Origin of the sequence: Jiangella sp. DSM 45060 (assembly GCF_900105175.1) — a bacterium.
Taxonomy (GTDB): domain Bacteria; phylum Actinomycetota; class Actinomycetes; order Jiangellales; family Jiangellaceae; genus Jiangella.
In genome coordinates, this window is sequence record NZ_LT629771.1 from 4986488 (window position 1) to 5012905 (window position 26418).

The 26418-nt window shown below is 72.6% G+C and carries 32 protein-coding genes; 17 read left to right on the forward strand and 15 right to left on the reverse strand.

The annotated features are described in order from the left end of the window. Positions 1-18 precede the first annotated feature (18 nt). Both BLU82_RS22125 and BLU82_RS22130 read right to left on the reverse strand, forming a co-directional pair. Positions 19-972, reverse strand: a complete 954-nt coding sequence (locus tag BLU82_RS22125; protein WP_092623215.1) for a cytochrome d ubiquinol oxidase subunit II — start codon at positions 970-972, stop codon at positions 19-21. A 1-nt stretch (position 973) separates the two neighbouring features. Continuing rightward, positions 974-2248 (reverse strand): cytochrome ubiquinol oxidase subunit I, encoded by a 1275-nt coding sequence (locus tag BLU82_RS22130; RefSeq protein ID WP_092623216.1) that lies wholly within the window; start codon positions 2246-2248, stop codon positions 974-976. Between the two features lie 71 nt (positions 2249-2319). Here BLU82_RS22130 and BLU82_RS22135 point away from each other — a divergent pair, with 71 nt between their 5' ends. Beyond that, a complete protein-coding gene (locus tag BLU82_RS22135) occupies positions 2320-2640 on the forward strand; it encodes a PadR family transcriptional regulator (protein WP_092623217.1) in 321 nt (106 codons plus the stop codon). Here the strand turns inward: BLU82_RS22135 and BLU82_RS22140 are convergent. Then, positions 2572-3279 (reverse strand): permease prefix domain 1-containing protein, encoded by a 708-nt coding sequence (locus tag BLU82_RS22140; RefSeq protein ID WP_092623218.1) that lies wholly within the window; start codon positions 3277-3279, stop codon positions 2572-2574. The genes BLU82_RS22135 and BLU82_RS22140 overlap by 69 nt on opposite strands. A gap of 153 nt (positions 3280-3432) precedes the next feature. On the opposite strand from BLU82_RS22140, the gene BLU82_RS22145 reads away from it, so the two are divergent. Genes BLU82_RS22145 through BLU82_RS22160 form a run of 4 tightly spaced genes read left to right on the forward strand, consistent with a single transcriptional unit; the run spans position 3433 to position 8799 of the window. Further along, entirely contained in the window at positions 3433-7239 is a 3807-nt protein-coding gene (locus BLU82_RS22145; RefSeq protein WP_092623219.1) for a multifunctional oxoglutarate decarboxylase/oxoglutarate dehydrogenase thiamine pyrophosphate-binding subunit/dihydrolipoyllysine-residue succinyltransferase subunit, read from the forward strand. After that, on the forward strand, positions 7239-7439 hold the full coding sequence (locus BLU82_RS22150; RefSeq protein WP_092623220.1) for a DUF6104 family protein: 201 nt from the start codon (positions 7239-7241) through the stop codon (positions 7437-7439). Before BLU82_RS22145 ends, BLU82_RS22150 begins: the two co-directional genes overlap by 1 nt. Continuing rightward, the gene (locus BLU82_RS22155) at positions 7436-8071 is read left to right on the forward strand and encodes a GDSL-type esterase/lipase family protein (protein WP_092623221.1); all 636 of its coding nucleotides are present in this window, start codon (positions 7436-7438) and stop codon (positions 8069-8071) included. Before BLU82_RS22150 ends, BLU82_RS22155 begins: the two co-directional genes overlap by 4 nt. Further along, positions 8068-8799 (forward strand): AAA family ATPase, encoded by a 732-nt coding sequence (locus BLU82_RS22160; protein ID WP_231947553.1) that lies wholly within the window; start codon positions 8068-8070, stop codon positions 8797-8799. The genes BLU82_RS22155 and BLU82_RS22160 overlap by 4 nt, the downstream gene beginning before the upstream one ends. Positions 8800-8805: 6 nt before the next feature. On the opposite strand, the gene BLU82_RS22165 is transcribed toward BLU82_RS22160, so the two are convergent. Beyond that, positions 8806-9771, reverse strand: a complete 966-nt coding sequence (locus BLU82_RS22165) for a zinc-binding dehydrogenase (protein WP_092623222.1) — start codon at positions 9769-9771, stop codon at positions 8806-8808. Between the two features lie 90 nt (positions 9772-9861). Between BLU82_RS22165 and BLU82_RS22170 the strand changes: the two genes are divergently transcribed. From BLU82_RS22170 to BLU82_RS22185, 4 genes are all read left to right on the forward strand, one after another. Beyond that, positions 9862-10290: a hypothetical protein gene (locus tag BLU82_RS22170; RefSeq protein ID WP_370246330.1), complete on the forward strand. Its 429-nt coding sequence runs from the start codon at positions 9862-9864 to the stop codon at positions 10288-10290. Next, entirely contained in the window at positions 10287-11180 is an 894-nt protein-coding gene (locus tag BLU82_RS22175; RefSeq protein WP_092623223.1) for an RNA polymerase sigma factor SigF, read from the forward strand. Before BLU82_RS22170 ends, BLU82_RS22175 begins: the two co-directional genes overlap by 4 nt. Before the next feature lie 35 nt (positions 11181-11215). Further along, positions 11216-12142 (forward strand): diacylglycerol kinase family protein, encoded by a 927-nt coding sequence (locus BLU82_RS22180; protein ID WP_092623224.1) that lies wholly within the window; start codon positions 11216-11218, stop codon positions 12140-12142. A 384-nt stretch (positions 12143-12526) separates the two neighbouring features. Continuing rightward, positions 12527-12778, forward strand: coding sequence for a WhiB family transcriptional regulator (locus BLU82_RS22185; protein ID WP_053203257.1), 252 nt, complete (start codon positions 12527-12529; stop codon positions 12776-12778). 101 nt (positions 12779-12879) lie between these two features. Here the strand turns inward: BLU82_RS22185 and BLU82_RS22190 are convergent, their stop codons facing one another. Beyond that, complete coding sequence (locus BLU82_RS22190) at positions 12880-14355, reverse strand: sensor histidine kinase (RefSeq protein ID WP_197682393.1); 1476 nt, start codon at positions 14353-14355, stop codon at positions 12880-12882. Positions 14356-14420: 65 nt separating this feature from the next. On the opposite strand from BLU82_RS22190, the gene BLU82_RS22195 reads away from it, so the two are divergent. Then, entirely contained in the window at positions 14421-15302 is an 882-nt protein-coding gene (locus BLU82_RS22195) for a DUF2785 domain-containing protein (RefSeq protein WP_092623226.1), read from the forward strand. 6 nt (positions 15303-15308) lie between these two features. Here BLU82_RS22195 and BLU82_RS22200 read toward each other — a convergent pair whose 3' ends face one another. Beyond that, on the reverse strand, positions 15309-16166 hold the full coding sequence (locus tag BLU82_RS22200; RefSeq protein ID WP_092623227.1) for an LLM class F420-dependent oxidoreductase: 858 nt from the start codon (positions 16164-16166) through the stop codon (positions 15309-15311). A gap of 70 nt (positions 16167-16236) precedes the next feature. Between BLU82_RS22200 and BLU82_RS22205 the strand changes: the two genes are divergently transcribed. After that, entirely contained in the window at positions 16237-16689 is a 453-nt protein-coding gene (locus tag BLU82_RS22205; protein ID WP_092623228.1) for a MarR family winged helix-turn-helix transcriptional regulator, read from the forward strand. Further along, the gene (locus BLU82_RS22210; protein WP_197682394.1) at positions 16686-18350 is read left to right on the forward strand and encodes an acetolactate synthase; all 1665 of its coding nucleotides are present in this window, start codon (positions 16686-16688) and stop codon (positions 18348-18350) included. Before BLU82_RS22205 ends, BLU82_RS22210 begins: the two co-directional genes overlap by 4 nt. Here BLU82_RS22210 and BLU82_RS22215 read toward each other — a convergent pair. Further along, the gene (locus tag BLU82_RS22215; RefSeq protein WP_092623229.1) at positions 18323-19312 is read right to left on the reverse strand and encodes a GlxA family transcriptional regulator; all 990 of its coding nucleotides are present in this window, start codon (positions 19310-19312) and stop codon (positions 18323-18325) included. The two genes, BLU82_RS22210 and BLU82_RS22215, sit on opposite strands and share 28 nt — an antisense overlap. Before the next feature lie 93 nt (positions 19313-19405). On the opposite strand from BLU82_RS22215, the gene BLU82_RS34340 reads away from it, so the two are divergent. After that, on the forward strand, positions 19406-19567 hold the full coding sequence (locus tag BLU82_RS34340; RefSeq protein ID WP_157741188.1) for a hypothetical protein: 162 nt from the start codon (positions 19406-19408) through the stop codon (positions 19565-19567). Between the two features lie 41 nt (positions 19568-19608). Here BLU82_RS34340 and BLU82_RS22220 read toward each other — a convergent pair whose 3' ends face one another. Beyond that, positions 19609-20001: a thioesterase family protein gene (locus BLU82_RS22220; RefSeq protein ID WP_092623230.1), complete on the reverse strand. Its 393-nt coding sequence runs from the start codon at positions 19999-20001 to the stop codon at positions 19609-19611. Beyond that, a complete protein-coding gene (locus BLU82_RS22225; RefSeq protein ID WP_231947554.1) occupies positions 19998-20213 on the reverse strand; it encodes a biotin/lipoyl-binding carrier protein in 216 nt (71 codons plus the stop codon). The genes BLU82_RS22220 and BLU82_RS22225 overlap by 4 nt, the downstream gene beginning before the upstream one ends. A gap of 93 nt (positions 20214-20306) precedes the next feature. On the opposite strand from BLU82_RS22225, the gene BLU82_RS22230 reads away from it, so the two are divergent. Further along, positions 20307-21002, forward strand: a complete 696-nt coding sequence (locus BLU82_RS22230) for a DUF5317 family protein (protein ID WP_092623232.1) — start codon at positions 20307-20309, stop codon at positions 21000-21002. A gap of 52 nt (positions 21003-21054) precedes the next feature. After that, positions 21055-21129: a 50S ribosomal protein bL37 gene (locus BLU82_RS36420; RefSeq protein ID WP_370246331.1), complete on the forward strand. Its 75-nt coding sequence runs from the start codon at positions 21055-21057 to the stop codon at positions 21127-21129. A gap of 76 nt (positions 21130-21205) precedes the next feature. On the opposite strand, the gene rsrA is transcribed toward BLU82_RS36420, so the two are convergent. The 4 genes from rsrA to BLU82_RS22250 all read right to left on the reverse strand — a co-directional run bounded on the left by rsrA (position 21206) and on the right by BLU82_RS22250 (position 23551). After that, on the reverse strand, positions 21206-21481 hold the full coding sequence (gene rsrA, locus BLU82_RS22235; RefSeq protein ID WP_092623233.1) for a mycothiol system anti-sigma-R factor: 276 nt from the start codon (positions 21479-21481) through the stop codon (positions 21206-21208). Further along, positions 21478-22077 (reverse strand): sigma-70 family RNA polymerase sigma factor, encoded by a 600-nt coding sequence (locus BLU82_RS22240; RefSeq protein WP_092626141.1) that lies wholly within the window; start codon positions 22075-22077, stop codon positions 21478-21480. Before BLU82_RS22240 ends, rsrA begins: the two co-directional genes overlap by 4 nt. A gap of 122 nt (positions 22078-22199) precedes the next feature. Then, positions 22200-22814: an alpha/beta family hydrolase gene (locus BLU82_RS22245; RefSeq protein ID WP_197682395.1), complete on the reverse strand. Its 615-nt coding sequence runs from the start codon at positions 22812-22814 to the stop codon at positions 22200-22202. A 20-nt stretch (positions 22815-22834) separates the two neighbouring features. Next, positions 22835-23551, reverse strand: a complete 717-nt coding sequence (locus tag BLU82_RS22250) for an SOS response-associated peptidase (RefSeq protein ID WP_092623235.1) — start codon at positions 23549-23551, stop codon at positions 22835-22837. Between the two features lie 49 nt (positions 23552-23600). Here BLU82_RS22250 and BLU82_RS22255 point away from each other — a divergent pair, with 49 nt between their 5' ends. After that, positions 23601-24161: a DoxX family protein gene (locus tag BLU82_RS22255; RefSeq protein WP_092623236.1), complete on the forward strand. Its 561-nt coding sequence runs from the start codon at positions 23601-23603 to the stop codon at positions 24159-24161. An 82-nt stretch (positions 24162-24243) separates the two neighbouring features. On the opposite strand, the gene BLU82_RS22260 is transcribed toward BLU82_RS22255, so the two are convergent. Both BLU82_RS22260 and BLU82_RS22265 read right to left on the reverse strand, forming a co-directional pair. Then, on the reverse strand, positions 24244-24513 hold the full coding sequence (locus BLU82_RS22260) for a hypothetical protein (RefSeq protein WP_092623237.1): 270 nt from the start codon (positions 24511-24513) through the stop codon (positions 24244-24246). Between the two features lie 154 nt (positions 24514-24667). Beyond that, on the reverse strand, positions 24668-25258 hold the full coding sequence (locus BLU82_RS22265; protein ID WP_092623238.1) for a TetR/AcrR family transcriptional regulator: 591 nt from the start codon (positions 25256-25258) through the stop codon (positions 24668-24670). Positions 25259-25315: 57 nt separating this feature from the next. On the opposite strand from BLU82_RS22265, the gene BLU82_RS22270 reads away from it, so the two are divergent. After that, positions 25316-26407: a DMT family transporter gene (locus BLU82_RS22270; protein ID WP_092623239.1), complete on the forward strand. Its 1092-nt coding sequence runs from the start codon at positions 25316-25318 to the stop codon at positions 26405-26407. Positions 26408-26418 lie beyond the last annotated feature (11 nt).

The window sequence follows — 26418 nt, forward strand, 5'->3', positions numbered from 1 at the left end:
GCCGGCGGGCGAGCCGATTCAGAAGAACACCGCCGATCCGACGCCGACGCGGTGCCGGAACGTCCACCACATCCACGCCTGGGCGACGAGCAGGACCGGGACCAGCGGGGCGACGACGACCGCCAGGAGGTCGAGGGTGCCGGAGGTGGCGAGGCCGTCGAGCAGCCGCGGCGCCGACGCGACGGCCGCGGCGAGCACCGGCGCGGCCGCGGCGACCGCGGTGCAGACATAGGCCCGGCCGTCGCGCCCGCGCTCGTACAGCCGCAGCGCCAGCAACACGGCCCCGGCGGCGACCACGCCGAGCGCGGCGGCCGGCAGCCGCCGGTCGAGGCCGGCGCCGAGCACGGGGGTGGCGACGGCGATGGCGGCCAGCAGCCCCAGCGCGGCCACGCCGGCCCGGCGCACCGTGACGGCGGTGCGCGTACGGTGCTCAGGCGGCAGCCGCAGCGCGGCGAACACCGCGCCGTGCAGCGTGAACACGGCGACCACGACGGCCCCCCACAACAGTGAATACGGCCCGACCAGTGTCTCAACCCCCGGCCGACCGTGCGTCGGCACCCCCTGGACGACGTTGCCGAGCAGCAGCCCCCAGGCGAACGGCATGGTCGTGCTGGCCACGACGACGACCGTCTCCCAGCCGCGCTGCCAGGCCGGCGACGGACGACGGCTGCGGAACCAGATGCCGATGTCGCGCAGGATCCACGACGCCACCAGCCCGACGACCACCGGGTAGTAGGCGGACAACAAGTCCTTCTCCAGCCCGGGGAACGCGCCGATCAGGATGCCGAACGCCGCGACCAGCCACACCTCGCCGCCGAGCAGGAACGGCCCGAGCGCGGTCAGCAGCAGCCGCCGCTGGGCCCCGTCGCGCCCGATGCGGCGCAGCGACGAACCCACCCCGAGGACGGCGCCGTCGAGCACCGACCAGCCGGTGAGCAGCAGCCCGAGCAGGCCCAGCCACAGCACGTCCATCTCAGTCCCTTCCCATGAGCACGAGCTCGGGTTCCTCGCGGCCGATGCCGTCGGAGCCCAACACGAGGTCGTGCGGGCCGCGCCTGGCCAGCCGGGCGATCAGCCACCAGTCCAGCGCGGCGAGCGTCGCGAACAGCAGGCCGAACAGCACGAGGCTGGTCAGCACGGTGCCGGCCTCGTGGCCGGAGACCGCCTCGGCCGTGGTCAGCTCGCCGTAGACGACCCACGGCTGCCGGCCCACCTCGCGGATCAGCCAGCCGCAGGCCACCACCACGAACGGCCAGGGCACCGTCCACACGTAGAAGCGCTGCCAGAACCGGCGCAGCCAGGCCGGCCGCGTGCGGTCGAACGCGTTCTTGATCAGGAAGAACAGCAGTCCGTAGAAGACCAGCCCGTACATCGTCCCGCTGATCTCCATCAGCGGCCAGGCGAACGAGATCCACGTCGGCGGCAGCCAGTCGCCCGGCCCGTGCAGCGCCTCCATCTCGGCCTGGAAGTCCGCCCGCTCCGCGGCCGACCCGCCCAGCGCCAGCTCCTTGCCCTCGGTCAGGTAGCCGAACTGCTCGAAGCCGAACGCGATGGCGAACGTCGCGGCCACCGCGCCCACGACGACGGCGACCCGCAGCGAACGGCGGAAGAAGTCGACGTCGGGAGTGCCGCGCAGGAAGTGCCACGAGCAGATGCCGACCATGACGACGCTGCCGGTCAGCAGGCAGACCGGGACGATGTGCAACAGCGCGCCGACGGCCTGCGGGTTGGTCAGCAGCGCGCCGAAGTCGTCGATGCGGGCGACGCCGTCCTCGACCACGTGGCCGACCGGGTCCTGCAGGAACCCGTTGGCGACCATGACCCAGAACGCCGACAGGTACGCCGTCAGCACGACCAGCCAGATCAGGGTCGTGTGCACCCAGCGGTTCAGCCGGCGCCAGCCGAAGATCCACATACCGAGGAAGGTCGACTCCAGGAAGAACGCGACCAGTGTCTCGGTGGCCAGCGGCGCGCCGAACACCTCGCCGGCGAACGTCATGAGACCGCTCCAGTGCAGGCCGAACTGGAACTCCATGGCCAGCCCGACGACGATGCCCATGGCGTAGTTGACGATGTAGAGCTGGCCCCAGAACCGCGTCAGCCGCTCGTGGACCTCCTTGCCGGTGACGGCCCAGCGGGTCTGGAAGAACGCCACGATCGGCGCCAATCCCAGGGTGAGCACCACGAACAGGAAGTGGAAGCTCGCCGTCAGCGCGAACTGCAGCCGCGACAGGTCCAGCACGCTCATTCTCGCCCCTCTCGCGTCTACGCGACTGTCTACATGTAGGCACGCTACATGATGATGCGTAGACTACCGACATGAAGGCCGACGCCCTCCGCGGCAACCTCGACGCGCTGATCCTCGCCGTCGTCCGCGACCGGCCGCTGCACGGCTACGGCGTCTCCGAGGCGCTGCACGAGCGCAGCGAGGGCGCCGTCGACCTCCCCACGGGCACGCTCTATCCCGCGCTGCGCCGGCTGGAGCGGCTGGGCTACCTGCGCAGCTCCTGGGACACCGTCGGCGGTCGCAAGCGGCGCACGTACGAGATCACGCGCGGCGGCAAGGCCTACCTAGCCGCGCAGCAGCAGGCCTGGAGCGAGATGAGCAGCGTCATGAACGCCATCCTCGGCCCGGCGTGAGGTCAGCCGCAGGCAGCTCACCGCCAGCCAGGTGATCCACAGCGTCGACACCACCGAGAGCAGCGACATCGCCACCAGCTCCGGCCCGTTCCACTCGGTCATGCTGGCCGGCGCGAACGCGCTCAGCAGTGCGCCGCTGACCACGTGCAGGACGACGTCGGCCAGCGTCACGACCGCCATCACGCGCACCACGCGACGCGTGGGCAGCAGCCGGGCCCCGCGGCCCAGCGCCAGCACCGCGAGGCCGGCCAGACCCATGAACGCGAAGCTGGAGACGTCGACGGCCTGCGACAGCACGCCGTACCACGGCGCCGGTTGGGGCCAGCCCTGCGCCGCGGCCGCCGTGGTCCACGTGTAGGTGGCCAGCGCGAACTGCACCGCGCCGAGGACGACGATCAGCCCGGCGAGGTAGCGCGCGGCCACGGCCGCCAGTTCGGTGCGCACGCCGGCCGCGACGACCTCGACCGGCCCGAACTCCTCGACGGCCAGCCGTTGCGCCTCGGCGTCGGAGGCGCCGGCCGCCCGGTGCGCGTCGGCGGCGTCGAGCAGGCCGTCGCGCAGCTCGCGCAGCATGCCGCGCCGGGGCAGCAGCGGTCCGCGCACCTCGCGGCGCAACTGGGCCACGTACTGGTCGATCACTCGGGCACCCCCAGGGTTCGCCGCCAGCGTAACGGCCGCCCGGGACCGGGCAGAAGGCCCGGACCGGCATCTCCGGGACCGGTCAGGGATGGCCCTGACACTGGACCGGATCTCGACTTGTCGGCCTGAGTGATCTAGGCCACGATTGCGCCGATGCGCGGAGCCGGTGACCCCGACTACCCTGTACCAGAGCAGCCGCGCAGATTCGAACGGAAGAAGGCGAACGCGACAGTGGCCCCCACCGGCCCGGAATCGGGATTCGGACCGAACGAGTGGCTCGTCGAGGAGTTCTACGAGAGCTGGCTCGAAGACCCCTCCAGTGTCGACCCCCAGTGGGCGGAGTTCTTCGCCGGCCGCAAGGCCGCCGATGCCGCCCCGGCCGCGCCGCCGGGCCCCGCCACCGCCGCCACACCGACACCCGCCCCGGCCGCCACTGCCACGTCCCCCGCGAGGACCACCGTGACCACCCAGCCCGCCGCCGTGCCGGCGCAGACCGCAACGACGCAGTCCGCCCCCGCGCAGCCGACCACCACCACCGCGAAGGCCGCGCCGAAGCCCACCCCGGCGCAGCCGCCGAAGGCGCCGGCCCAGCCGCAGGACACCTCGGCCGGGCAGCCCGAGGTGGTCCCGCTCCGCGGCGCGCCGGCCCGCACGGCCACCAACATGGAGACCAGCCTCGAGGTCCCCACGGCCACCAGTGTGCGCGCCGTCCCGGCCAAGCTGCTGGTCGACAACCGCATCGTCATCAACAACCACCTCGCGCGGTCCCGCGGCGGCAAGGTGTCGTTCACGCACATCATCGGGTACGCGCTGGTCAAGGCGCTACACCAGATGCCCGACATGAACTACGCCTTCGCCGACAACGACGGCAAGCCGGCGCTGGCCAAGCCGCAGCACGTCAACCTCGGCCTGGCCATCGACATGAAGAAGTCCGACGGCACCCGGCAACTGCTGGTGCCCAGCATCAAGGGCGCCGAGCACCTCAACTTCGCCGAGTTCTGGGCCGCCTACGAGGACGTCGTCCGGCGCGCCCGCGACAACAAGCTGACGGTCGCCGACTTCCAGGGCACCACCATCACGCTGACGAACCCGGGCACCATCGGCACGGTCCACTCCGTGCCGCGGCTGATGAAGGGCCAGGGCACCATCATCGGCGTCGGAGCCATGGAGTACCCGGCCGAGTACCAGGGCGCGGCCCCCGAGACGCTGTCCCGGCTGGGCGTCTCGAAGACCATGACGCTCACCAGCACCTACGACCACCGCATCATCCAGGGCGCCCAGAGCGGCGACTTCCTGCGCATCGTGCACGGCCTGCTGCTCGGCCAGGACGGCTTCTACGACGAGATCTTCCGCGCGCTGCGCATCCCCTACGAGCCCATCCGCTGGGCCACCGACGTCCCGCACAGCCACGAGGACGAGGTCAGCAAGCAGGCCCGGGTGCTGGAGCTGATCCACGCCTACCGCGTGCGCGGCCACCTCATGGCCGACACCGACCCGCTCGAGTACAAGCAGCGCACCCACCCCGACCTCGACGTCAGCACCCACGGCCTCACGCTGTGGGACCTCGACCGCGAGTTCGCCACCGGCTCGTTCGGCGGCAACAAGCGGTTCATGCTGCTGCGCGACATCCTCGGCGTGCTGCGCAACGCCTACTGCCGCACCGTCGGCATCGAGTACATGCACATCCAGGAGCCCGACCAGCGGCGCTGGATCCAGGAGCGGGTCGAGAAGCCGGTCGACCTCACCCCGCGTGAAGACCAGCTGCGCATCCTGCTCAAGCTCAACCAGGCCGAGGCGTTCGAGACCTTCCTGCAGACGAAGTACGTCGGGCAGAAGCGGTTCTCGCTCGAGGGCGGCGAGTCGCTCATTCCGGTGCTCGACGAGGTCGTCGAGGCCGCCGCCGAGGCCGGGCTGCAGGAGGCCTGCATCGGCATGGCCCACCGCGGCCGGCTGAACGTGCTGGCCAACATCGTCGGCAAGAGCTACGCGCAGATCTTCGGCGAGTTCCAGGGCAACATCGACCCCCGCACCGTCCAGGGCTCCGGCGACGTCAAGTACCACCTGGGCGCCGACGGCGAGTTCACCGCGCTCGACGGCTCCAAGATCAAGGTGTCGCTGACGGCCAACCCGAGCCACCTCGAGGCGGTCAACCCGGTGCTCGAGGGCATCGCGCGGGCCAAGCAGGACATCCTCGACCGCGGCGAGGAGTTCCCGGTGCTGCCGATCCTGGTGCACGGCGACGCCGCGTTCGCCGGCCAGGGCGTGGTGGCCGAGACGCTCAACCTCTCGCAGCTGCGCGGCTACCGCACCGGCGGCACCGTCCACGTCGTCGTCAACAACCAGGTCGGCTACACCACGTCGCCCGACCAGTCCCGCTCGTCGATGTACTCCACCGACGTCGCGCGCATGGTGCAGGCGCCGATCTTCCACGTCAACGGCGACGACCCCGAGGCGTGCACCCGGGTGGCCCGGCTGGCCTTCGAGTTCCGGCAGGCGTTCAAGAAGGACGTCGTCATCGACATGGTCTGCTACCGCCGGCGCGGCCACAACGAGGGCGACGACCCCAGCTACACCCAGCCGCTCATGTACGACCTCATCGAGGCGAAGCGGCCGGTGCGCAAGCTCTACACCGAAGCGCTGATCGGCCGCGGCGACATCACCATCGAAGAGGCCGAGCAGGTCCTGCTCGACTACCAGAAGCAGCTCGAGCGGGTGTTCGCCGAGACCCGCCAGACGGCGCCGACCACCGTCACCACGGTGCCGACCTACCCCGACAAGCCGGCCCCCGAGGGCGCGGTCGTCACGGCCACCACGCCCGAGGTGCTCAAGCGCATCGCCGACGCCTACCTCACGGTGCCCGACGGCTTCACCGTCCACCCGAAGGTGCTGCCGCAGGTGCAACGCCGGGCGCAGGCGCTCACCGAGGGCAACATCGACTGGGCCACCGCCGAGATCACCGCGTTCGGCGCGCTGCTGCTCGACGGCCGCCCGGTGCGGCTGGCCGGCCAGGACTCCCGCCGCGGCACGTTCGTGCAGCGGTTCGCGTCGCTGGTCGATCGCAAGACCGGCGAGTCGTTCCTCCCGCTGCAGCACCTCGACGAGTCACAGGCCAAGTTCTACGCCTACGACTCCCTGCTGTCCGAGTTCGCGGCCATGGGCTTCGAGTACGGCTACTCGGTGGCCCGTCCCGACGCGCTGGTGCTGTGGGAGGCGCAGTTCGGCGACTTCGCCAACGGCGCGCAGACCATCATCGACGAGTTCATCAGCGCCGGTGAGGCCAAGTGGGGCCAGTACTCCGGCGTCGTGCTGCTGCTGCCGCACGGCTACGAGGGCCAGGGCGCCGACCACTCGTCCGCGCGCATGGAGCGGTTCCTGCTCATGGGCGCCGAGGACGCGTTCCGGGTGGCGCAGCCGTCCACGCCGGCGTCGCACTTCCACCTGCTGCGCTCGCAGGCGCTCAGCGGCAGCCACCGCCCGCTGGTGGTGTTCACGCCGAAGTCGATGCTGCGCAACAAGCGTGCGGTGTCCGCGCCCGACGACTTCACCGGCACCACCACGTTCCGGCCGGTGCTGCCCGACCCCGAGCCGCTGGACGCGGCGAAGGTCGACCGCGTGTTGCTGTGCAGCGGGAAGATCACCTGGGAGCTGCTGGCCGAGCGCACCAAGCGCTCCGACGACCACACCGCCATCCTCCCGGTCGAGCAGTTGTACCCGCTGCCCGCACAGGAGATCGCGTCGGCGCTCGCGGCCTACCCGAACCTGCGCGAGATCCGCTGGGTCCAGGACGAGCCCGAGAACATGGGCCCGTGGCCGTTCATGGCGCTGCACCTGGCGCCGCAGCTGCCCGGCGGCATCCCGCTGCGCCCGGTCACGCGGCCGGCCAGCACGTCGCCGGCGGTGGGCAACCACAGCGTCCACCTCGACCAGCAGAAGGCGCTGCACGACGCCGCGTTCGCCTGATGTACTTCACCGACCGCGGCATCGAGGAACTCGACGAGCGCCGGGGTGACGAACAGGTCACCCTGGGCTGGCTGGCCGAGCGGCTGCGCGACTTCGTCGACCAGAATCCGGAGTTCGAGACCCCGGTCGAGCGGCTGGCCACCTGGCTGGCCCGGGCCGACGACGAGGACGACGACGACCTCGGCGGCGACGCCGGGTGAGCGACCCCCGCGACGTCCGGGTGTGCGTCTTCGGCGACTCCTTCGTCGCCGGCGTCGGTGACCCGAAGGCGCTCGGCTGGGTCGGCCGCGTGGCCGCGCGCACGCCGTCGTCCACCGGGGTCGTGCTGACGGCGTACCCGCTGGGCGTGCGCGGCGAGGCCACCGAGGAGGTGGTCGTGCGCATGCCGATGGAGTGCGCGCCCCGCTTCGCCCGCGGCGACGAACACCGCGTCGTGCTGGCGCCCGGCGTGGCCGACGCGTTCCGGGGCGTGCCGGTGGCGCGGTCGGTGGCGGCGCTGGAGTTCGGGCTCTCCTCGGTGAGCGTCCCGGCCCTGGTGGTCGGGCCCCCGCCCGTCGGCGACGACGCGATGCTGGCCCGCATCGGCGACCTCGACGCCGCATGGGCGCGGCTGTGCGCCGACCGCGGCGTCCCCTACATCCCGACGTTCGGCCCGCTGACGGCCAAGCCCGCCTGGCAGACAGCCCGCGCCGACGACGGCCTGCACCCCGACCAGACCGGCTACGGCCTACTCTCCTACCTCGTCCTGAACGGCGGCTGGTACCCCTGGCTGGGCGTCGAGGCGCCGAGCACGCCGGTGAAGGACCGCCGGGCCCCCCGCGCCACCTCGTGAACCTCCTCGACCGGCGCCCGGTGCGGCGGGTGGAGTTCCAGCCGCTGGCCGACCCGCCGCTCGACCTCGGCCGCTGGCCGTGGACCCTGCCGCCGGTGCGCCAACTCGTCGCCGACGGCCTCGACCTCGCGCCGCTCACCGTCCTGGTCGGCGAGAACGGCAGCGGCAAATCCACCCTGGTCGAGGGGGTCGCGCTGGCGTACGGGTTCTCCCCCGAGGGCGGCTCGACCGGCGCCCGGCACACCACCAGGGTCAGCGAGTCGGAGCTGTCCCGCGCACTGCGGCTGACCCGCGGGCCGGGCGCGCCGAAGGACGGGTTCTTCCTGCGCGCCGAGACGATGCACGGCTTCTTCAGCTACCTCGAGGCCAACCCGAGTCCGCGCAGCCAGGACCCGGTCTTCCACGAGCTCAGCCACGGTGAGTCGTTCCTCGCCGTGCTGCGGCACCGGTTCCAGCGGCCCGGGTTCTACTGCCTCGACGAACCGGAGTCGGCGCTGTCGTTCAGCGGCTGTCTCGCGCTCGTGGGCGCGCTGAGGGAGCTCGCCGACGCCGGCGGCCAGGTGCTGGTGGCGACCCACTCGCCGCTGGTCGCGTCGCTGCCCGGCGCGACCGTCCTCGAGGTCGGCGAGTGGGGCCTGCGCGAAGTCGCGTGGCCCGACCTCGACCTCGTCCGGCACTGGCGCGCCTTCCTCGACGCTCCCGGCCGCTACCTCCGCCACCTCACCTGACCCGCGTCAGGGGGTGAAGACGACCTTGCCGAAGACGTCGCCGGCGTCGAGGGCGGCGAAACCGTCGCGGGCGTCGGCCAGCGGCAGCACGCGGTCGATCACCGGACGCAGGCCCGTCCGCTCGCAGAACGCCACCAGCCGGGCCAGCTCGTCGCGGGTGCCCATGGTGGAGCCGACGACCCGCAGCTGCAGGAAGAACACCCGGTTCAGCTCGGTCTCGGCGACGTACCCGGACGTCGCGCCGGACACCACCAGGGTGCCGCCCGGCCGCAGCGACCGCACGGAGTGCTGCCACGTCGCCGCGCCCACCGTCTCCATGACGGCGTCGACGCGCTCGGGCAGCCGCTCGCCGCTGCCGAACACCTGGTCGGCGCCCAGCGACAGCACCCGCGCGGCCTTCTCCGGGTGCCGCGACGTCGCCCAGACCCGCACCCCGGCCGCCGCTCCCAGCGCCACCAGCGCCGTCGCCACGCCGCCGCCGGCGCCCTGCACGAGCACCGTCTGCCCCGGCACCACCCGCGCCTGCGTGAACAGCATGCGGTACGCCGTCAGCCACGCCGTCGGCAGGCACGCGGCCTCCTCGAACGACAGCGCGGACGGCTTGGGCAGCAGGTTGCGCGACGGCACCGCGACCCGCTGCGCGAACGTGCCCGGGTGCAGCTCGGACAGCAGCGTCCGCCTGGGGTCGAGCGTCTCGTCGTCGCGCCAGTCGGGGTCGGAGACGACGGCGTGGACGAGGACCTCGCGGCCGTCGTCGGTGACGCCCGCGGCGTCGCAGCCGAGGATCATCGGCAGCCGGCCGGGGTCGAGGCCGACGCCGCGCAGGGACCAGAGGTCGTGGTGGTTGAGCGCCGTCGCCCGCACCGTCACCGTCGTCCAGCCGTCAGGGACCGACGGCTCGGGCCGCTCCCCCAGGGTGAGGCCCGCGAGCGGGTCGTCGGCGTCCAGGGACGAGGCGTGGGCGGCGAACATTCCCCGAGCCTAGCGAGTCGATCCGGGCCCACCGGGTTCACTCCGACCGGCTCGGATGGCAGGATGCGTCGGGGCGTCCGCGGCCAGGGTGTGACACCCTGTTCCGGGGAGGACCACACACGAGGAGGTTTGGTGAGCGAGTCCGGTTCGTCGTTCGGTGACCTGGTGGAGCTTCAGGTACCGGCGTCCAGCGCCTACCTCACCGTGCTGCGCACGACCGCCGCCCGGCTGGCCGCCAGGATAGGGTTCACACTCGACGAGATCGAGGACCTCCGCATCGCCGTCGACGAAGCCGGCGCCATGCTGCTCCCGCTGGCCGTCCCCGGGTCGAACATGCACTGCAGCTTCCAGCTGCACACCGACATCCTCGACGTCGTGGTGTCCGTGCCGGCCGCGCAGACCGACCTCCCCAGCCGCGACAGCTTCGCCTGGACGGTGCTGTCGGCGCTGGCCGGTGAGGTCGCGTCGCGGGCCGAGGACGGCCGGGTGTCCATCATGCTGCGGAAGAAGCGGGGTTGAGTCAGGCGGTGGGCGCTGCCGAGGCGAGGCTGACCAGCGAGGCCAAGGAAGAGCCCGCCGGTCCGGTCGTCGACGTCGTGCGGCCGGTCGTGGCGATCGGGCCGGCCGACACCGAGCCCGAGAGCGAGCCCACGCGCGGCACCGTCGACCGCGCCACCAGCCGGGCGCTGCTGGAACTGCTCGCCGGCCTCGACGCCGACGACCCCGCGCGCGGCGAGATCCGCAACCGGCTGACGACGCTGCACCTGCCGCTCGCCGAGCACCTCGCCCGCCGCTTCGCCGGCCGCGGCGAGCCGTACGAAGACCTCGTCCAGGTCGCCACCATCGGCCTGATCAAGGCCATCGACCGCTACGACCCCAGCCGCGGCGCCGAGTTCTCCACCTACGCCACTCCGACGATCCTCGGCGAGATCAAGCGCTGGTTCCGCGACAAGGGCTGGGCCATCCGGGTCCCGCGCCGGCTGCAGGAGCTGCGGCTGTCGATCAGCACGGCGACGACGGACCTCCTGCAGCAGCTGGGCCGGTCGCCGACCATCGCCGAGCTGGCGCAGGCCACCCGCACCACCGAGGACGAGGTGCTCGAGGCGCTGGAGACGGCGTCCGCCTACAGCACCATCTCGCTCGACTCCCCCGAGCCGGGCGAGAACGCGCCCAGCACCATCGAGACCATCGGCAAGGACGACGAAGCGCTCGAGGGCGTCGAGAACCGCGAGACGCTGGCCCGCATGCTCCAAGGGCTGCCCGACCGCGAGCGGCGCATCATCGTGCTGCGGTTCTTCCGCGGCATGACGCAGTCGCAGATCGCCGGCGAGATCGGCATCTCGCAGATGCACGTGTCCCGGCTGCTGGCGCGGACCTTGATCCAACTGCGTGAGGGCATGTTCCGCTGACCGGCGGCGGAACCGCGAACCGTAGGCTGTCAGGCATGCGCGCCCTCGTCGTCCTCAACCCGAACGCCACGACGACGTCCGTGCGCACCCGCGACGTGCTGCTGGCGGCGCTGAGCAACGACCTCGATCTCGAGGTCGCCGAGACCACGCACCGCGGCCACGCCACCGAGCTGACCAGGAAGGCCCGCGCCGACGGCGTCGGCCTGATCGTGTCGGTCGGCGGCGACGGCACCGTGAACGAGGTGGTCAACGGCCTGCTCGACCCCGCGCCGGCCGGCGGCGAGACCGTCCCCGACATCGCGATCATCCCCGGCGGCAGCACCAACGTGCTGGCCCGCAACCTCGGCATCCCCGAGAACGCCATCGAGGCAACCGGCCTGCTGCTCGACGCGCTGCGCGCCGGGCGGCGGCAGAGCATCGGGCTGGGCCGGCTCGACGACCGGTTCTTCACCTTCACCGCCGGGTTCGGGCTCGACGCCGACGTCATCCAGGCCGTCGAGGCCGAGCGCGAGCGCGGCCGCGTGTCCACCGTCCCGCTGTACGTGCGCACCGCCGTCCGCCGGTTCTTCGCCCAGCCCGAGCGCGGCCACGGCACCATCGAGCTGACGGCCGACGGCGGGGCGCCGGTCGCCGGGCTGGCCGTCGTCATCGTCACGAACTGCACGCCGTGGACGTATTTCGGCGCCCGGCCGCTGCGGCCCACCCCGTTCGCCGACCTCAACGCCGGTCTCGACGTGTTCGGGCTGACCAGCCTGCGGCTGGCGCCCACGCTGCTGCACCTCGCCCAGCTGACGACCCGGAGGGGGCCGCGCGGGCGGGCCGTCGTGTCACTGCACGACCGCAAGGAGCTCGTGCTGCGGGCGCCGGAACCGCTGCCGGTGCAGGTCGACGGCGACTACATCGGCGAGCGGACGGAGATCACGCTGACCTCGGTGCCGCGGGCGCTGCGCATCGCGTACTGAGCGGGCTCTCCGTCGATCCGAAGCCGGTGAGCGCGTCGAACCCGTCAGATGCAGGTCCGCAGGACCCTTGCCAGCGCCAGAGGTGCCGGTTATCGTCCCATCTTGGCTGTTTTGAGCCGATGCTGTGACCGACGCGACACCGACCTTCATGAGACGGATTACACAAAGCCCTTGTAGATGCATCACGAACTTGTCACCCTGGTAGGGCGACGCGGTTAGCCGCGCGTTTCGAGCGCGCAGCAGACCGCCGCAAGACTTCGCGTCATCCCCCTCGGCCCCAAGAAGCCACAGGGCCGGGCAGGGATTCGTGAACGAATTCACGTACTGCAACGTGGCTGGTCGGCCGAGCCGTCCGGCACCACACCATAAGGAGCTGTGAGAACCATGGATTGGCGCCACCGTGCCGCCTGTCGAGACGAGGACCCAGAGCTGTTCTTCCCCATCGGGAACACCGGGCCCGCGCTGCTCCAGATCGAGGAGGCCAAGACCGTCTGCCGCCGCTGCGACGTGCGCGAAGCCTGCCTGAGCTGGGCCCTCGAGAGCGGCCAGGACGCCGGCGTGTGGGGCGGGCTGTCCGAGGACGAGCGTCGTGCCCTGAAGCGTCGCAACGCCCGAGCCCGCGCACGAGCCTACTGAGCCGGAGCACCCCAGCCGACACCCGCGCCTGAACGCTACGCCCCGCCAGCACCCCGGATTGGCGGGGCGTCGGTATGTCCGCACCCGCCCGGCAGAGCACCTCAGTGTGGCGACTCCGCGCTGACCGGGAGGTCGAGCACGACCCGGGTGCCGCCGCCTGAGCGCGGCCCGATGTCCAGCGTCCCGCCCAGCTCCCCCACCACCAGGGTCCGGACGATCTGCAGCCCGAGGTTCCCGGCGGTGGCCGCGTCGAAGCCGGGCGGCAGCCCGACTCCGTCGTCGTCGATCGTGACGAGCAGCCGGCCGTCCGAGCGTTCCGCCGTCAGCAGCACCGCGCCGCCGCGCCGGCCGAGGCCGTGCTCGACGGCGTTCTGCAGCACCTCGGTCAGCGTCATCGCCAGCGGCGTCGCTGTCTCGGCGGCCAGGATCCCGAACGTCCCCGACCGCGTCGCCCGCACGTCGGACGTGGTGGCGGCGACCTCGGCGACCATGCCGAGCAGGCGGTCGGCGACGTCGTCGAAGGCGACGGTGTCGTCGACGGTCTGCGACAGCGTCTCGTGCACGATGGCGATCGAGCCGACCCGGCGCACCGCCTCGTCCAGCGCCGCCCGCCCCTCCGCCGACGCGATGCGCCGCGACTGCAGCCGCAGCAGCGCCGCGACCGTCTGCAGGTTGTTCTTCACCCGGTGGTGGATCTCGCGGATCGTCGCGTCCTTGGTCAGCAGCTCCCGCTCGCGCCGCCGCACCTCGGTGACGTCGCGGCACAGCGCCAGCGCGCCGACGTGCTGACCGCCGGGGTCGAGCGGGATGATCCGCAACGTCATGACCGTGCCGTTGCCCTCGATCTCGGTGCGCACGTGCTGCCGCCCGCCGAGCACGTCCTCGAGTGGCTCGTCCCGCGCACCCGGCGGCGGCGCCAGCGTGGCCGTCGCCTTGCCCAGGTGGTGGCCGACGAGGTCGGCGGCGAGGCCGAGGCGGCGGTAGACGGAGACGGCGTTGGGGCTGGCGTAGAGCGCCTGGCCGTCGGCGTCGAGGCGGATCAGGCCGTCGCCGACCCGGGGCGCGCCGCGGCGGCCCATGTCGGTGCGGGTGGAGTGCGGGAACCGGCCCTCCGTGATCAGCGTGGCCAGCTGGCTGCCGCACTCGAGGTAGGACAGCTCCAGCCGGCTCGGCGTGCGGACCGCGATGAGGTTGGTGTGCCGGCCGATGACGGCGATGACGCGGCCGTCGTGGCGCACCGGGATCGCCTCGACCCGCACCGGGACGTCGTCCCACCACTCCGGGTCGCCCTCGCGGCGGATGACGCCCTCGGTGTAGGCGGTGTCGATGAGCGGCCGGCGGCCCTTCGCCAGGTACGTGCCGACGAGGTCCTCGACGTAGGCGGTCGGGCCGGTGGTCGGGCGCATCTGGGCCACGGCGCGGTAGCCGTCGTCGTCGCGGTCGGGCACCCACAGGACGAGGTCGGCGAAGGAGAGGTCGGCCAGCAGCTGCCAGTCGGCGATGAGGGCATGCAACCAGTCGAGGTCGGCCTCGGAGAGATCGGTGTGACGCTGGACGACGTCGTTGAGCGACGGCACGTCACTGAGCGTAGCTCTCGTCACCTCGCTTCCCTCCATGGAGGTGGTTCTGCGAGGATTGCTCCGTGCAGCAGTCCTACTGGGAGCAGGTCGTCGCCGACGGCTTCCGGCTACCCCAGGGCGCTGCCCTCGACGAGCTCACGATCGAGCTGGTCACCATGCTCGGCGACACCGACCCGCACGTGCGAGAGGACATCGCCCGCTCGGTGCTGCAGACCTGGATCCGCGAGGGCGTCTACGACGACCTGCTCATCGGGCTCGGCGACGGGCTGGCGCTCGGGCTGAAGAAGGGCCTGGGCGAAGAGGGCACCGACACTGTGCTGCGCCGCTCGTTCTCGGCGAGCGTGCTGTCCGAGGTCATCGCCCGCGACAACGTCACCCACGGGCTGCACCCCGCCGCCGTCCTGACGTGGGCCGACCAGGCGGTCGGCTGGTTCCTCGGCGAGCGCGACCTCCGCGGCTGGACCCCCAACCAGGGCTGGGCCAACGCCGTCGTGCACGGCGCCGACGTGCTCGGCGCGCTGAGCGCGTCGCGGCACCTGAGCGCCGACGAGCTGCGTGTCCTGCTCGACGTCGTCGCCGAGCGGCTGACAACCCCGACGCGGCACCGGTTCTCCGCCGGCGAGGAGCAGCGGCTCGCATACGCGACGATGTCGGTGCTGCACCGCGACCTCGTCAGCATCGAGCCGCTGGAGGGATGGCTGGAGCGGCTCGCCCAGGCCTGGCGCGACGACGCCCGCCCGCCGTCGTCGCGGGCCGCGGCGCGCGAGAACACCCTCGACTACCTGCGGGCGCTGCACCTGCAGCTGCTGCTGGGCGTGCAGGGCACCCCGGCGCAGAACGTCGCCAGCACCGTGCGGCCGATGCCCGCGGTCCGCTCCGACCTGCTGCTCGCCCTGCAGGCGACTCTGCGCTCCAGCGCGCCCTGGTTGTACCGCCAGCGCTGACGCGGGCTAGGCGTCGAGGGCCGCGGCGACGGTCTCGACCTGCTGCTCCGTCCAGGCGCTGCCGCGGACGATGACGCCGACGTGCTCGAAGCCGAGGTCGCGGGCCGCACGGGCGCGTCCGGTGAACGAGGCGGCGGACTCGCCCGGTTCCAGGGCCATGGCCAGCGTCTTCTCGATCTCGTCGAACGGGCGGCCGACGTCGTCGCAGTGGCGGGCCAGCACGTCGAGCTTGTGCCGGACGGTCTGCCCGCCGTCGGGGATGTCGAACAGGTTGCAGGCGTCGGCGTACTGGGCGACCAGCCGCAGCGTGACCTTCTCGCCCGTGCCGCCGACGACGATCGGCGGGTGCGGCCGGGTGGCGGGCAGCGGGCTGCCGATCGGCCGGTCCAGCTGGTAGTGGGCGCCCTCGAACGGCGACTCGTCGCCGGCCCACAGCTGCTTGGCCAGCCGCAGCAGCTCCTCCAGCCGCTCGAACCGCTCGGCCGTCGGCGGCAGGAACAGCCCCATCATGCGGGCTTCGTCGGCGTGGTAACCGGCGCCGACGCCGAGCCACGCGCGGCCGCGCGAGAGCACGTCGAGCGTCGTCACGGCCTTGATGAGCAGCGCCGGGGCGCGATACGTCGCGGCCGACACCATGGTGCCCAGGCGGATCCGCTCGGTCTGCCCGGCGAGGTAGCCGAGGGTGGTGTACGCCTCGAGCATCGGGTCGCCGAGCTGCGAAGTCGGGTCGCCCTGCAGCAGGTGGTCGGCGACCCAGAGAGTGTCGATGCCGGCGTGGTCGGCGGCGCGCACCACGCGCGTCAGCTCGTCGGTGAGGCCGCCACCGGGCCAGGTGTAGTTGGTGACGCTGATGCTGACCTTCATGACTCGACCCTAGGGCCAAATACTTGGATTCGTCAAACTATTGGAGTCATCCAAGCAGTATGCTGATCCCGTGACCGACCACGCCACGCTCGCCGCCGACACCTGGCGGCTGATGTTCGACCTGCTCATCCGGTCCCGGCCCGAGCGCGACGCCGTCCTGGCCCGGCTCGGGCTGACGGCGAACGAGTACAAGGCGCTGCACTCGCTCGACGCCGAGGACGGCCGGACGATGAAGGACCTCGCCGCCGAGTGGCAGTGCGACGCGTCGACCGCCACCTGGACGGTCGACCGCCTGCAACGCCTCGACCTCGCCGAACGCCGGGTCCACCCCACCGACCGCCGGGCCCGGTTGGTCGTGCTGACGGCGCGTGGCGCGGCGATGCGGGCCGAGCTGCTCGGCGCCATGTACGCGCCGCCGGCCGACCTGCTCCGGCTGGACGGCGCACAGCTGCGGGCTCTGCGCGAGGCGCTGGAGCCACTACGCCATGATCACCCCATGGATTCCGGTACGGTGACCGCGTGAGTATTTCGCAGCGCAAAGATCTCACCCTCAGTGGCCACGCCGGTCAGCACGCCCTGGCCGTCGCCGAGGCGCACGGTGTCGGCACCATGTGGACGCTGTCCGGCGCCCACGTGTTCCCGCTGTACGACGCCGTGGTCAAGGCCGAGTCGCCCACGCGCATCGTCGACGTGCGGCACGAGCAGACGGCCGTCTTCGGCGCCGAGGCGACCGCGAAGCTGACCCGCGAGCCGGGGCTGGTCGTGCTCACCGCGGGACCGGGCGTCACCAACGGCGTCAGCGGCATCGCGCAGGCCTACTTCAGCGGCGTCCCGCTGCTGGCCGTCGGCGGCCGTGCGCCGGCCTGGCGCTGGGGCACCGGCGCGCTGCAGGAGCTCGACCACCCGCCGCTGCTGGCCCCGGTCACGAAGCTGGCCACGACGGCGGCCAAGGCGGCCGACGTCGGCCCGGTGGTCGACCGCGCGCTCAGCGTCGCCCGGTCGGCGCACCGCGGGCCGGTCTTCGTCGACGTCCCGATGGACGAGCTGTACAGCTTCGCCGACGTCACGCTGGAGGTCACCCCGCCGGCGCCGCGGCCGGAGCCGGACCCCGACGACCTCACCGCCATCGCGACGGCCATCTACGAGTCGCGGCACCCGGTCGTCGTGCTCGGCTCGGACGTCTGGATGGACGGCGCCGAAGCGGCCGCGCTGCGTTTCGCCGACGAAACCGGCATCCCGGTCGTGGCCAACGGCATGGGCCGCGGCGTGCTGCCGAAGGGGCACCGGCTGCTGGTCAACCGGGCGCGGTCGGCCGCGTTCAAGAACGCCGACCTCGTCGTGGTCGTGGGCACGCCGCTGGACTTCCGGCTCGGCTTCGGCACGTTCGGCGGCTCCGACGGCGCGGCGCCGGCACGGGTCGTGCACGTCACCGACTCCCCCGAGGGCCTCGCGACGCACGTCGAGCTGGCGGCCAGCGCGTCCGGCGACCTCAGCATGGTGCTCGACGGCATCCTGCACTCGCTGCGGGCCACCCGGCGCTGGGACGACTGGGCGAGCGACCTGCGCGACCAGGCGGCGGCCGCCGTCGAACGCGACGCCCCGCTGCTGGCGTCCGACGGTGAGCCGATCCACCCGGCGCGCGTCTACGGCGAGCTCAACCGCGTGCTCGACGACGACGCCGTGGTCATCGGCGACGGCGGCGACTTCGTGTCGTGGGCCGGCAAGCTGATCGAGTCCGGCCGGCCCGGCTGCTGGCTCGACCCCGGCCCGTACGGCTGCCTCGGCGCCGGCGCGGGCGCGGCGGCGGCCGCCCGGCTGGCCCGTCCGGACAGCCAGGTCGTGCTGCTCTACGGCGACGGCGCCGCCGGCATGTCGCTGATGGACGTCGACACCCTCGTGCGGCACGAGCTCCCGGTGGTCATGGTGGTCGGCAACAACGGCGCTTGGGGCCTGGAGAAGCACCCGATGCGCTTCCTCTACGGCTACGACGTCGCCGCCGACCTGCGCCCCGACACCGGCTACGACGCCGTCGTCGAGGCGCTCGGCGGGGCCGGCGAGACCGTCACCGAGCCCGGCGACGTCGGCCCGGCGCTGCGCCGCGCGTTCGACTCCGGCGTGCCGTACCTCGTCAACGTCCAGTGCGACCCGAAGATCGCCTACCCCCGCTCGACCACCGGCATCTGAGCGTCGGACCGCGGCGGTCGCCGGTGGCAGAAGGCGGCCCGGTAGGCCTGCGGCGTCGTGCCCAACCGCTTGGCGAAGTGGTGCCGCATGGCCGCCGCCGTGCCGAAGCCGGCCCGGGCGGCCACCGTCTCGACGACGTCGTCGCCGCGCTCGAGCATGCGCTGCGCCGCCGCCAGGCGAGCCGTCAGCAACCACTCGTACGGCGTGGTGCCGGTCTCGGCGCGGAACCGGCGGGCGAACGTGCGCGGTGACATGTTCGCCAGCGTGGCGAGGTCGTCGACCGTGAGGTCCTGGTCGAGGTGGGCGGTCATGTAGTCGACGACGCCGGCCAGCGTGCGGGCGGGGGTGGCCCGGATCGGCGCCTCGATGAACTGCGCCTGGCCGCCGTCGCGGTGCGGCGGGACGACCATGCGCCGGGCGACCATGGCCGCGGCGTCGGCACCGAACTCCTTGCGCCACAGGTGCAGGCTGGCGTCGAGCCCGGCGGCGGTGCCGGCGCTGGTGATGATCGGGTCGTCGTCGACGTAGAGCACGCCGGGGTCGACCTTGGCCTCGGGGAACCGGGCGGCCAGCTCGCCGCTGTACATCCAGTGCGTGGTGCAGCGGCGGCCGTCGAGCAGCCCGGCGGCGCCCAGCACGAACGCGCCGGAGCAGACCGACAGCACCCGCGCCCCACGGTCGACGGCGGCGCGCACCGCGTCGAGCACGTCGTCGGGGACCGGATTCAGCCGCGGCACGGCGGGGATGCCGACGAGGTCGGCCGACGCCAGCCGGTCGAGGCCGTGCTCGATCGTCACCCCGAAGCCGAGCGACGTGCGGACCTGCGGGGACGGCCCGCACAGGTCGAAGTCCATGACCGGCAGGCCTTGGTCGGAACGGTCGATGCCGAACGCCTCGCAGAGCACGCCGAGCTCGAACGGGGCGACCCCGTCGAGCACCAAGACGGCGACATTTCGCAGCATTCCGACAGTCTGCCAGACCTCTGGCAGGAAGTCGATGGGTACTGGCAGTCCTGCCACTGTTGGCAGGATCCCGTGGGGAGCAGAATTACTGCCATGAGCACAGTATTCGTTGTCCTGGTCCTGGCAGTCGCGATCGCCGCCGCGGTCTCCGCGGCTCGGTGGGCGGTCTCGGGCGGCGGCCCTCGGCGCGACCCGCTCCCGCGAGCCGAGGACGACTGGTCGCCGACCCTCCCGACCCACCCCTACGCCCGCTGACCGCCCCGCTGGCCGCTACTGCGCACGCTGCTGGCGGGCAGTCAGCCGTCCTGCGCCAAGTGCGCCAGGAAGCGCTCGCGCCCCACGACGGCGCGGGTGACCGTCCCACGTCCCACCGGCTCGCCGTCGGCGCCGACCGCGACGACGGAGAACCGCAGGGTCCGCCCGTCGACGGCGGTCAGCTCGCCGCGCACCTCCACGAGGGCGCCGAGCGGGCTCGCCGCGACGTGATCGACCTCCACCCGGGTGCCCACCGTGGTGTCGCCGTCGGCGAGCGCGTCGTCGACGGCGGCCACGGTGACGGCCTCCATCCACGCCAGCAGCCGCGGCGTCGCCAGCACGGGGACGTCGCCGGACCCCACCGCCAGCGCGGTGTCGACCTCGGTGACGGTGTGCGTCTCGGCCGCCGTCAGGCCGGGTTCGAGCGCGGTCACGAGAGGACGACCAGCACGTCGCCCTCCTGGACGACGTCGCCGGGGCCGACCTTGATCTCGGACACCAGGCCGGCGTCCTCGCACAGGACCGGGATCTCCATCTTCATGGACTCCAGGATCAGCAGGGTCGCCCCCGCATCGACCCGCTCCCCCACGGATACCGCCACGGAGTGGACATTGGCCACCATCTCGGCGGCCACCTGCTCGGCCACGCGCTGACTCCTCTCGCCGCTGAGCAGCATTCCACCACGGCCCTCGGGCGTGGCGTACCCCGGTTCCGCGGCGGTCCGGGTCAGGATGATGATATGGCGCTCCTCTTGCTCGCCCTGGCCGCCGGCCTGGCGGCGGGGTACGCACGCGGCGGGCGGCTGCGCCGGCTGGGCGAGCGCCCGCCGATGCGCAGCCGGCTCATCCTCACCGCGCTGGGCGCCTACGCCGTCGGCGTCGCCGGCAGCTGGGTCTGGGAGCCGCTGCTTCCGGCCATGACGGCGCTGTGCTGGTTCACGCTGGGGTTCTACGCCTGGCTCAACCGCTCGTACTACGGCGCGACGCTGGTCGCGCTCGGCCTGGCGGCGAACGGCCTGGTCATCCTGCTCAACGGTGGCATGCCGGTGTCCGCGTCGGCGCAGCAGCGGGCCGGCGTCGAGACCACCGTCGCCGAGCGGCCCGACGAGGGCGTCGTCACGCCCTCCGGCGACGACACCAGGCTGCCGTGGCTGGGCAAGACCATCCCGGTCGCGTTCCCGCCGAGCCCCGAGGCGGTCAGCCCTGGCGACGTCGCGGTGGCCGCCGGTGTCGCGGCCGCACTGGCCACGGCGATGACCGGACGGCGCACCGCTCCGGCCCGCGAGCGGTCCGAGACGCCGCGACGTCCGCAGCAGCGGCCCGTGCCGCGGCCGCGGCCGGCCGGCCCGCCGCCGCCCCCGCCGGAACCGTCCGCCGATCGTGCGACAATGGACGACGACGCCCCCGCGGCTGACTCGCCGCGCGTCACCGCGTGACGGTTCACCGTCCGCCAGCAGCACACCGATCCCGGAGAGGAGTCAGCTCGCCATGGGCAAGAAGGCACGCAAGCGCCGTTCGCGCAAGAAGAGCGCCGCCAACCACGGCAAGCGCCCCAACTCCTGATTGAGGCGCCCGTAGGCGACGAGAGCCCCGTACCTGCCTGGCAGGTGCGGGGCTCTCGTCTGTGCGAAGTCTGTGGTCAGGGCGTCCGGGTCATCTGCACCCGGACCTCCTCGATGCGTGCGCGGATCTTCAGCCGCAGGTCGTCGGGGGCGTGGTCGCACCCGCAGGCCCGGGCCACCGCCTCGCGGATGACGCGCTCGATGTCGTACGTGGACAGGCACGGCTGGCAGTCGTCGAGGTGCGCCTTGATCTCGTCGTAGGTGAGGGCGCGGTCGTCGAGCTCGTGGTCGAAGAACACGTAGACCCGATCGAGTACCTCAGCGCAGTCGACGTCGTCGTCGTTGCAGCTCATCCTCCGACCTCCTGAGTGACCTTCGGCACCAGCCCACGCTCACGGGCGTAGTCCTCGAGCAGCCCGCGCAGCTGACGCCGTCCGCGGTGCAGCCGGGACATCACCGTGCCGATGGGTGTGCCCATGATGTCGGCGATCTCCTTGTAGGGGAAGCCCTCGACATCGGCGAGGTAGACCGCGATGCGGAACTCCTCGGGGATCTCCTGCAGGGCGTTCTTCACGTCGGAGTCGGGCAGGTGGGCCAGCGCCTCGGCCTCGGCCGAGCGCAGGCCGGTCGAGGTGTGCGCCTCGGCCCGCGCCATCTGCCAGTCCTCGATCTCCTCGGTGGCGCTCTGCTGCGGCTCGCGCTGCTTCTTGCGGTAAGTGTTGATGAACGTGTTGGTCAGGATGCGGTAGAGCCACGCCTTGAGGTTCGTTCCCTCCTTGAACTGGTGGAACGAGGCGTAGGCCTTCGCGAACGTCTCCTGGACCAGGTCCTCGGCGTCGCTGGCGTTGCGGGTCATGCGCAGCGCGGCGGAGTACAACTGGTCGAGGAACGGCAACGCATCGCGCTCGAACCGCTGCGTGCGCTGCTCGTCACTCTCCTGATCAGCCATCACCGTCAAGTCTACCGGGGCGGCGGTGTCGACCACCGGCCGCTCCAAGCACGTCGCACTCACAGTCAGCTGAAACCTCCAAGCTCGGTGTTCCGCTGGCGTCAACGGCGACGGCGCCCTGTTCATTCCCCGAGCGGGGCCAGGAACGCGCTGACGGCGGCCACGACGGCGTCGACGGCCGCGCGCTGCGACTGGCCCTTGAGCACCTTCATCCCGTGGTCGGCACCGGGGATGGTGACCAGCCGGTGCGGACCGGACGGGAACTCGTCCGGGCCACCGAAGGTGTCGCGCTCGCCCTGTACGACGAGCACCGGCAGCTTCTCGGCGGCGCCGGCCAGCTCGGGCAGCCGCGACGCCTGTGGCTTGCCGGGCAGGTGCAGCGGGAACGCCAGGCAGACGACGGCGGCGGCGTCCAGCGTGGCGGCCGTGCGGCAGGCGACCCGCGCGCCGGAGCTGCGTCCGCCCAGTACCAGCGGCACGTCGCGAGGCAGCGTCGCGAGCGCCGCCAGCCACGCCTCGTCGAGCACCGGCGGGCGCGGCGCGACCTTCTTGCCGGCCAGCCGCCACGGCTGCTCGAACCGGACGACGGTGACGCCCTGCGCCGGCAGCTCGCGCGAGAGCGCCTCGAGGTCGGCCGCCTTCGGGCCGCCGCCGGCGCCGTGGCCCAGCACCAGCCGCAGCCGCGGCTCGTCGGCGGCGTCGGTCCAGAACGCCGCGTCGCCGATGGGCGTGCTCACGGTGGACCGGACCGGCCCCATCACAGCTCCACCGGGTCGACGAGGTGCGGCCCGTTGTTGCCGACCTTGTTGACGTCGGTCGACACCGGGTACGCGTCGAGAACGCCGGGCACCGCCGGGGCCAGCAGCCGCGTGACGTCGTCGGCGTCCTGGATGGCGGGGTCGAGCCAGCGCTCCCAGTGGTCCTGGTCGACCAGCATCGGCATGCGGTCGTGAATCTGGCCGACGTCGTCGGTGGCGTCGGTGGTGAGGATGACCACCGACCACACGAACGCGTCGTCGGCGTCGTCGGGTTTGCTCTTGTCGCGCCAGATCTCGTACAGCCCGGCCATCGCCAGCGAGCCGTCCTTCGGGTGGATGAAGAACGGCTGCTTCTGGCCCTTCTCGCCGCGCCACTCGTAGAAGCCGTCGGCCGGGAGGATGCACCGGCGCAGCTGGAACGCCTTGCGGAAGGCCGGCTTCTCGGCCGCGGTCTCGACCCGGGCGTTGATCAGCCGGTTCCCGATGGCGACGTCCTTGGCCCACGACGGGACCAGGCCCCAGCGAAACGTGCGCAGCCGGCGCGTCGGCGGCTGCTCCGGCTCGTCCTTCTTGCCGCGGGTGACGACGGCATAGACCTTCTTGCTGGGTGCGACGTTCCAGTCGGGGTCGAGGCGCTCGCGCACCTCCGCCCGCTCGACGCCGAACTCGTCGGCGAGATCGTCGGCGCTCTGGCTGACCGCGTACCGTCCGCACATACACCCATCCTCGCACCGGTACGCGCGGGTTTCGTGGTAGGCAAGGGGTATGAGCCTCGTCCGAATGATCGCCCGCCCGATGCTCGCGTCGATCTTCGTCGTCCAGGGCGCCCAGCGTCTGCGCGACCCGGAGCCGGGGATCGCCGCGGCCACCACCTTCGCCGACCGCTTCGGCCCCACGCTGCAGAAGCGGGTGCCGCAGCTGCCGACTGACCCGAAGACGCTCGTGCGCGTCAATGCCGGCATGCAGGTCGGCGCCGGGCTGGCGCTGGCGACCGGCCGGTTCCCCCGGCTGGCGTCGGTCGCGCTGCTCGCCTCCCTGGTGCCGACCACCTGGGCGGGCCATCCGTTCTGGAGCATCGAGGACCCCGACCAGCGCAATGCCCAGCGCATCCAGGCGATGAAGAACGCCGGTCTCGCCGGCGGGCTGCTGCTCGCCGCCGTCGACACCGAGGGCAAGCCGGGGTTGTCGTGGCGGGCGCGGCGCGCGGCCAAGGACGCGAAGCGGGCCACGAAGACGGCAAAGCGCGAGGCCCGGCTGGCCGCGAAGGCCACCGCCGGCCAGGCCCGGGCCGGCATGCGCTCGGTGCAGCACCGCGCCAAGCCCTGACGGCGTCTCGCCCGGCCGTTCAGGCGAGGGCCGGCTCGCGCTCAGGGTTGCCCTGATCGAGGGCCAGCTGGGGACCTGGTTGTCACTCGACGCACGTCGTGCTCGGTGCCGGTGGGTCGTCGTGACCGGAGTTGCGCATGGTCAGCAGCGCCGCGCGAGCCGCGTCGACAACCTCCGTCCACCGAGGGTCGGCGAGATAGACGTCATCCGGGCTGTCCCCCAAGTCAGTGATCATCGGGTCCAGAACCGCGTTGAGCGCCCGGAGCGCCGGTACCTCCTCGGCGTAGAGCAGCGACGAAACCGAATTCTCGGGTGAGGGCAACACCGTGGTGTCGTCGTAGAGAATGTGCACGTCATCGAGAAGTCGTCGTAGTAGTTGACGCCCTCCTCGACCCGGCCCCAGCGGGTCGTCTGGTGGACAGGATCGCTGAGGGCTTCAAGCGCCGAAACAATCTGCGCGCGCATCCATGGGTATTGGATCTCGTCGGCCATGGGGTGTCCTCGATTCAGTTCAGGACTGCCGTCAGCAGGTCGGCGGCGGCCGCGCGGGCGTGCGTCAGCGCGTCGGGCTGACCGCCGGCGGTCATCGTCACCAGGGCGCCCTCATGCAGCAGTGCCAGCCGCAGGCCCAGCTCCGTCGCCGCAGCCTCGGGGACCCCGGCCTCGGCGACCAGGCGGACGTAGAGCGCCCGGGTCGTCTCCTTCTCCGCCCGGATGACCGCGACGCCGGGATGCTCGGTGCCGCCGATCTCGGCGAACGCGTTGACGAACGCGCACCCCCGCTCGGCGTCGCGCTGCCACTCCGCGAGCGCGTCGTACACCGCCAGCACCCGGCCCGGCCCGGGGTCGGGCGCGTGCTCGTCGAGATACGCGGCGACGAACGCCTGCCACCGCTCGAACCGGCGGCCCAGGTACAGCGCGACCAGCGCGTCCTTCGAGCCGAACCGGTCGTACAGCGTCTTCTTCGTGGTCCCCGCCGCCTCGGCGATGGCGTCGACGCCGACGGCGCGGATGCCGTGCCGGTAGAACAGCGTGCTCGCGGTGTCGAGCAGCCGCTGTCCCGCGGGCGTGAGGGTGCCCGGTTGCCGTGCGGCCATGTCTCCTCCTTGGTTGGACACTGACAGTATACCGACCGGTATGTTTACATCGACGGCATGACCACGACGCAGCGCGCTTCCGGTCCCGGCGGCCCGAGCTCCGGCGGATCGGGCTCGGGCGGTTCGGGGTCGGGCGGTTCGGGCTCCGGCGGCCCGGCCGCCCCCGCACGCCGTGCCCCGCGGGCGCCGGGCACGTCCCGCACCTCCGCCGTCGACGTCGGCGCGGCGGCGGCGCTCGTCGTGTTCTGGAGCAGCGGGTTCGTCGGCGCCCGGCTCGGCACCCAATACGCGCCCGCCGACACGTTGCTGGCCTGGCGCTACCTCGTCGCCGCGGCGCTGCTGCTGCCCGTCGTCGCGCCGTCGCTGCTGCGGCTGGCCCGTCGCGACCTCGGCCGGCACGCCGTCGTCGGACTGTTGTCGCAGACGCTGTACCTCGGCGGCGTCGTGACGGGCATCGGTCTCGGTGTCCCGGCGGGCACGGCGGCGCTGATCGCGGCCCTGCAGCCTCTGGTCGTCGCCACGGCGGCGCGCCGACTGCTGGGCGAATCGGTCAGCGGCCGCGCCCGGCTCGGGCTGTGGCTGGGCCTGGCCGGCGTCGGCATCGTCGTCGCCTCCGACGTCGGTGGTGGCGGGCCGGCCTGGATCTACCTGCTGCCGGTCGGCGGGATGCTGGCATTGTCGGCGGGGACGGTGCTGGAGCAGCGCTGGCGGCCGACCGGCGGGCTGGCGGTGTCGTTGAGCGTGCACGTGGCCGTCGCCGCGGTGGCGTTCACCGGCGAGGCGGTCGCCTTCGGGCGGCTCACCGTGCCGTCGGCGGGCGGTTTCTGGTGGGCGGTCGCGTGGGTGCTGGTGCTGTCGACCGCCGGTGGATACGGCGCCTACCTGCTGGTGCTGCGCCGCGGCGGGGCGACTCGGGTGAGCAGCCTGCTCTACCTGACCCCGCCGACGACGGCGGTGTGGGCCTGGCTGATGTTCGGCGATTCCCTCGGCGTGGCGACGCTCCTCGGGTTCGCCGTGTGCGCCGTGGCGGTGTGGTTGGTTCTTGCGGGCCGAGGCGGGGGCCCGGTTCGCCGGGCGCCGGTTCGCCGGGGTCGGGTTCGCCGGGCGCCGGTTCGCCGGGGTCGGGTTCGCCGGGCGGCCGTACGCTGAGGCTGCCGCGT

What these genes read in the sequence shown, in the direction of transcription:
- BLU82_RS22130 (WP_092623216.1), bottom strand. Translation starts at nt 2,248, where the DNA reads ATGAGCGTGCTGGACCTGTCGCGGCTGCAGTTCGCGCTGACGGCGAGC.
- BLU82_RS22250 (WP_092623235.1), bottom strand. Translation starts at nt 23,551, where the DNA reads ATGTGCGGACGGTACGCGGTCAGCCAGAGCGCCGACGATCTCGCCGAC.
- BLU82_RS22150 (WP_092623220.1), top strand. Translation starts at nt 7,239, where the DNA reads ATGTACTTCACCGACCGCGGCATCGAGGAACTCGACGAGCGCCGGGGT.
- BLU82_RS22215 (WP_092623229.1), bottom strand. Translation starts at nt 19,312, where the DNA reads ATGCTGCGAAATGTCGCCGTCTTGGTGCTCGACGGGGTCGCCCCGTTC.
- BLU82_RS22230 (WP_092623232.1), top strand. Translation starts at nt 20,307, where the DNA reads ATGGCGCTCCTCTTGCTCGCCCTGGCCGCCGGCCTGGCGGCGGGGTAC.
- BLU82_RS22200 (WP_092623227.1), bottom strand. Translation starts at nt 16,166, where the DNA reads ATGAAGGTCAGCATCAGCGTCACCAACTACACCTGGCCCGGTGGCGGC.
- BLU82_RS22255 (WP_092623236.1), top strand. Translation starts at nt 23,601, where the DNA reads ATGAGCCTCGTCCGAATGATCGCCCGCCCGATGCTCGCGTCGATCTTC.
- BLU82_RS34340 (WP_157741188.1), top strand. Translation starts at nt 19,406, where the DNA reads ATGAGCACAGTATTCGTTGTCCTGGTCCTGGCAGTCGCGATCGCCGCC.
- BLU82_RS22125 (WP_092623215.1), bottom strand. Translation starts at nt 972, where the DNA reads ATGGACGTGCTGTGGCTGGGCCTGCTCGGGCTGCTGCTCACCGGCTGG.
- rsrA (WP_092623233.1), bottom strand. Translation starts at nt 21,481, where the DNA reads ATGAGCTGCAACGACGACGACGTCGACTGCGCTGAGGTACTCGATCGG.
- BLU82_RS22135 (WP_092623217.1), top strand. Translation starts at nt 2,320, where the DNA reads ATGAAGGCCGACGCCCTCCGCGGCAACCTCGACGCGCTGATCCTCGCC.
- BLU82_RS22270 (WP_092623239.1), top strand. Translation starts at nt 25,316, where the DNA reads ATGACCACGACGCAGCGCGCTTCCGGTCCCGGCGGCCCGAGCTCCGGC.
- BLU82_RS22165 (WP_092623222.1), bottom strand. Translation starts at nt 9,771, where the DNA reads ATGTTCGCCGCCCACGCCTCGTCCCTGGACGCCGACGACCCGCTCGCG.
- BLU82_RS22180 (WP_092623224.1), top strand. Translation starts at nt 11,216, where the DNA reads ATGCGCGCCCTCGTCGTCCTCAACCCGAACGCCACGACGACGTCCGTG.
- BLU82_RS22185 (WP_053203257.1), top strand. Translation starts at nt 12,527, where the DNA reads ATGGATTGGCGCCACCGTGCCGCCTGTCGAGACGAGGACCCAGAGCTG.
- BLU82_RS22265 (WP_092623238.1), bottom strand. Translation starts at nt 25,258, where the DNA reads ATGGCCGCACGGCAACCGGGCACCCTCACGCCCGCGGGACAGCGGCTG.
- BLU82_RS22240 (WP_092626141.1), bottom strand. Translation starts at nt 22,077, where the DNA reads ATGGCTGATCAGGAGAGTGACGAGCAGCGCACGCAGCGGTTCGAGCGC.
- BLU82_RS22145 (WP_092623219.1), top strand. Translation starts at nt 3,433, where the DNA reads ATGCGCGGAGCCGGTGACCCCGACTACCCTGTACCAGAGCAGCCGCGC.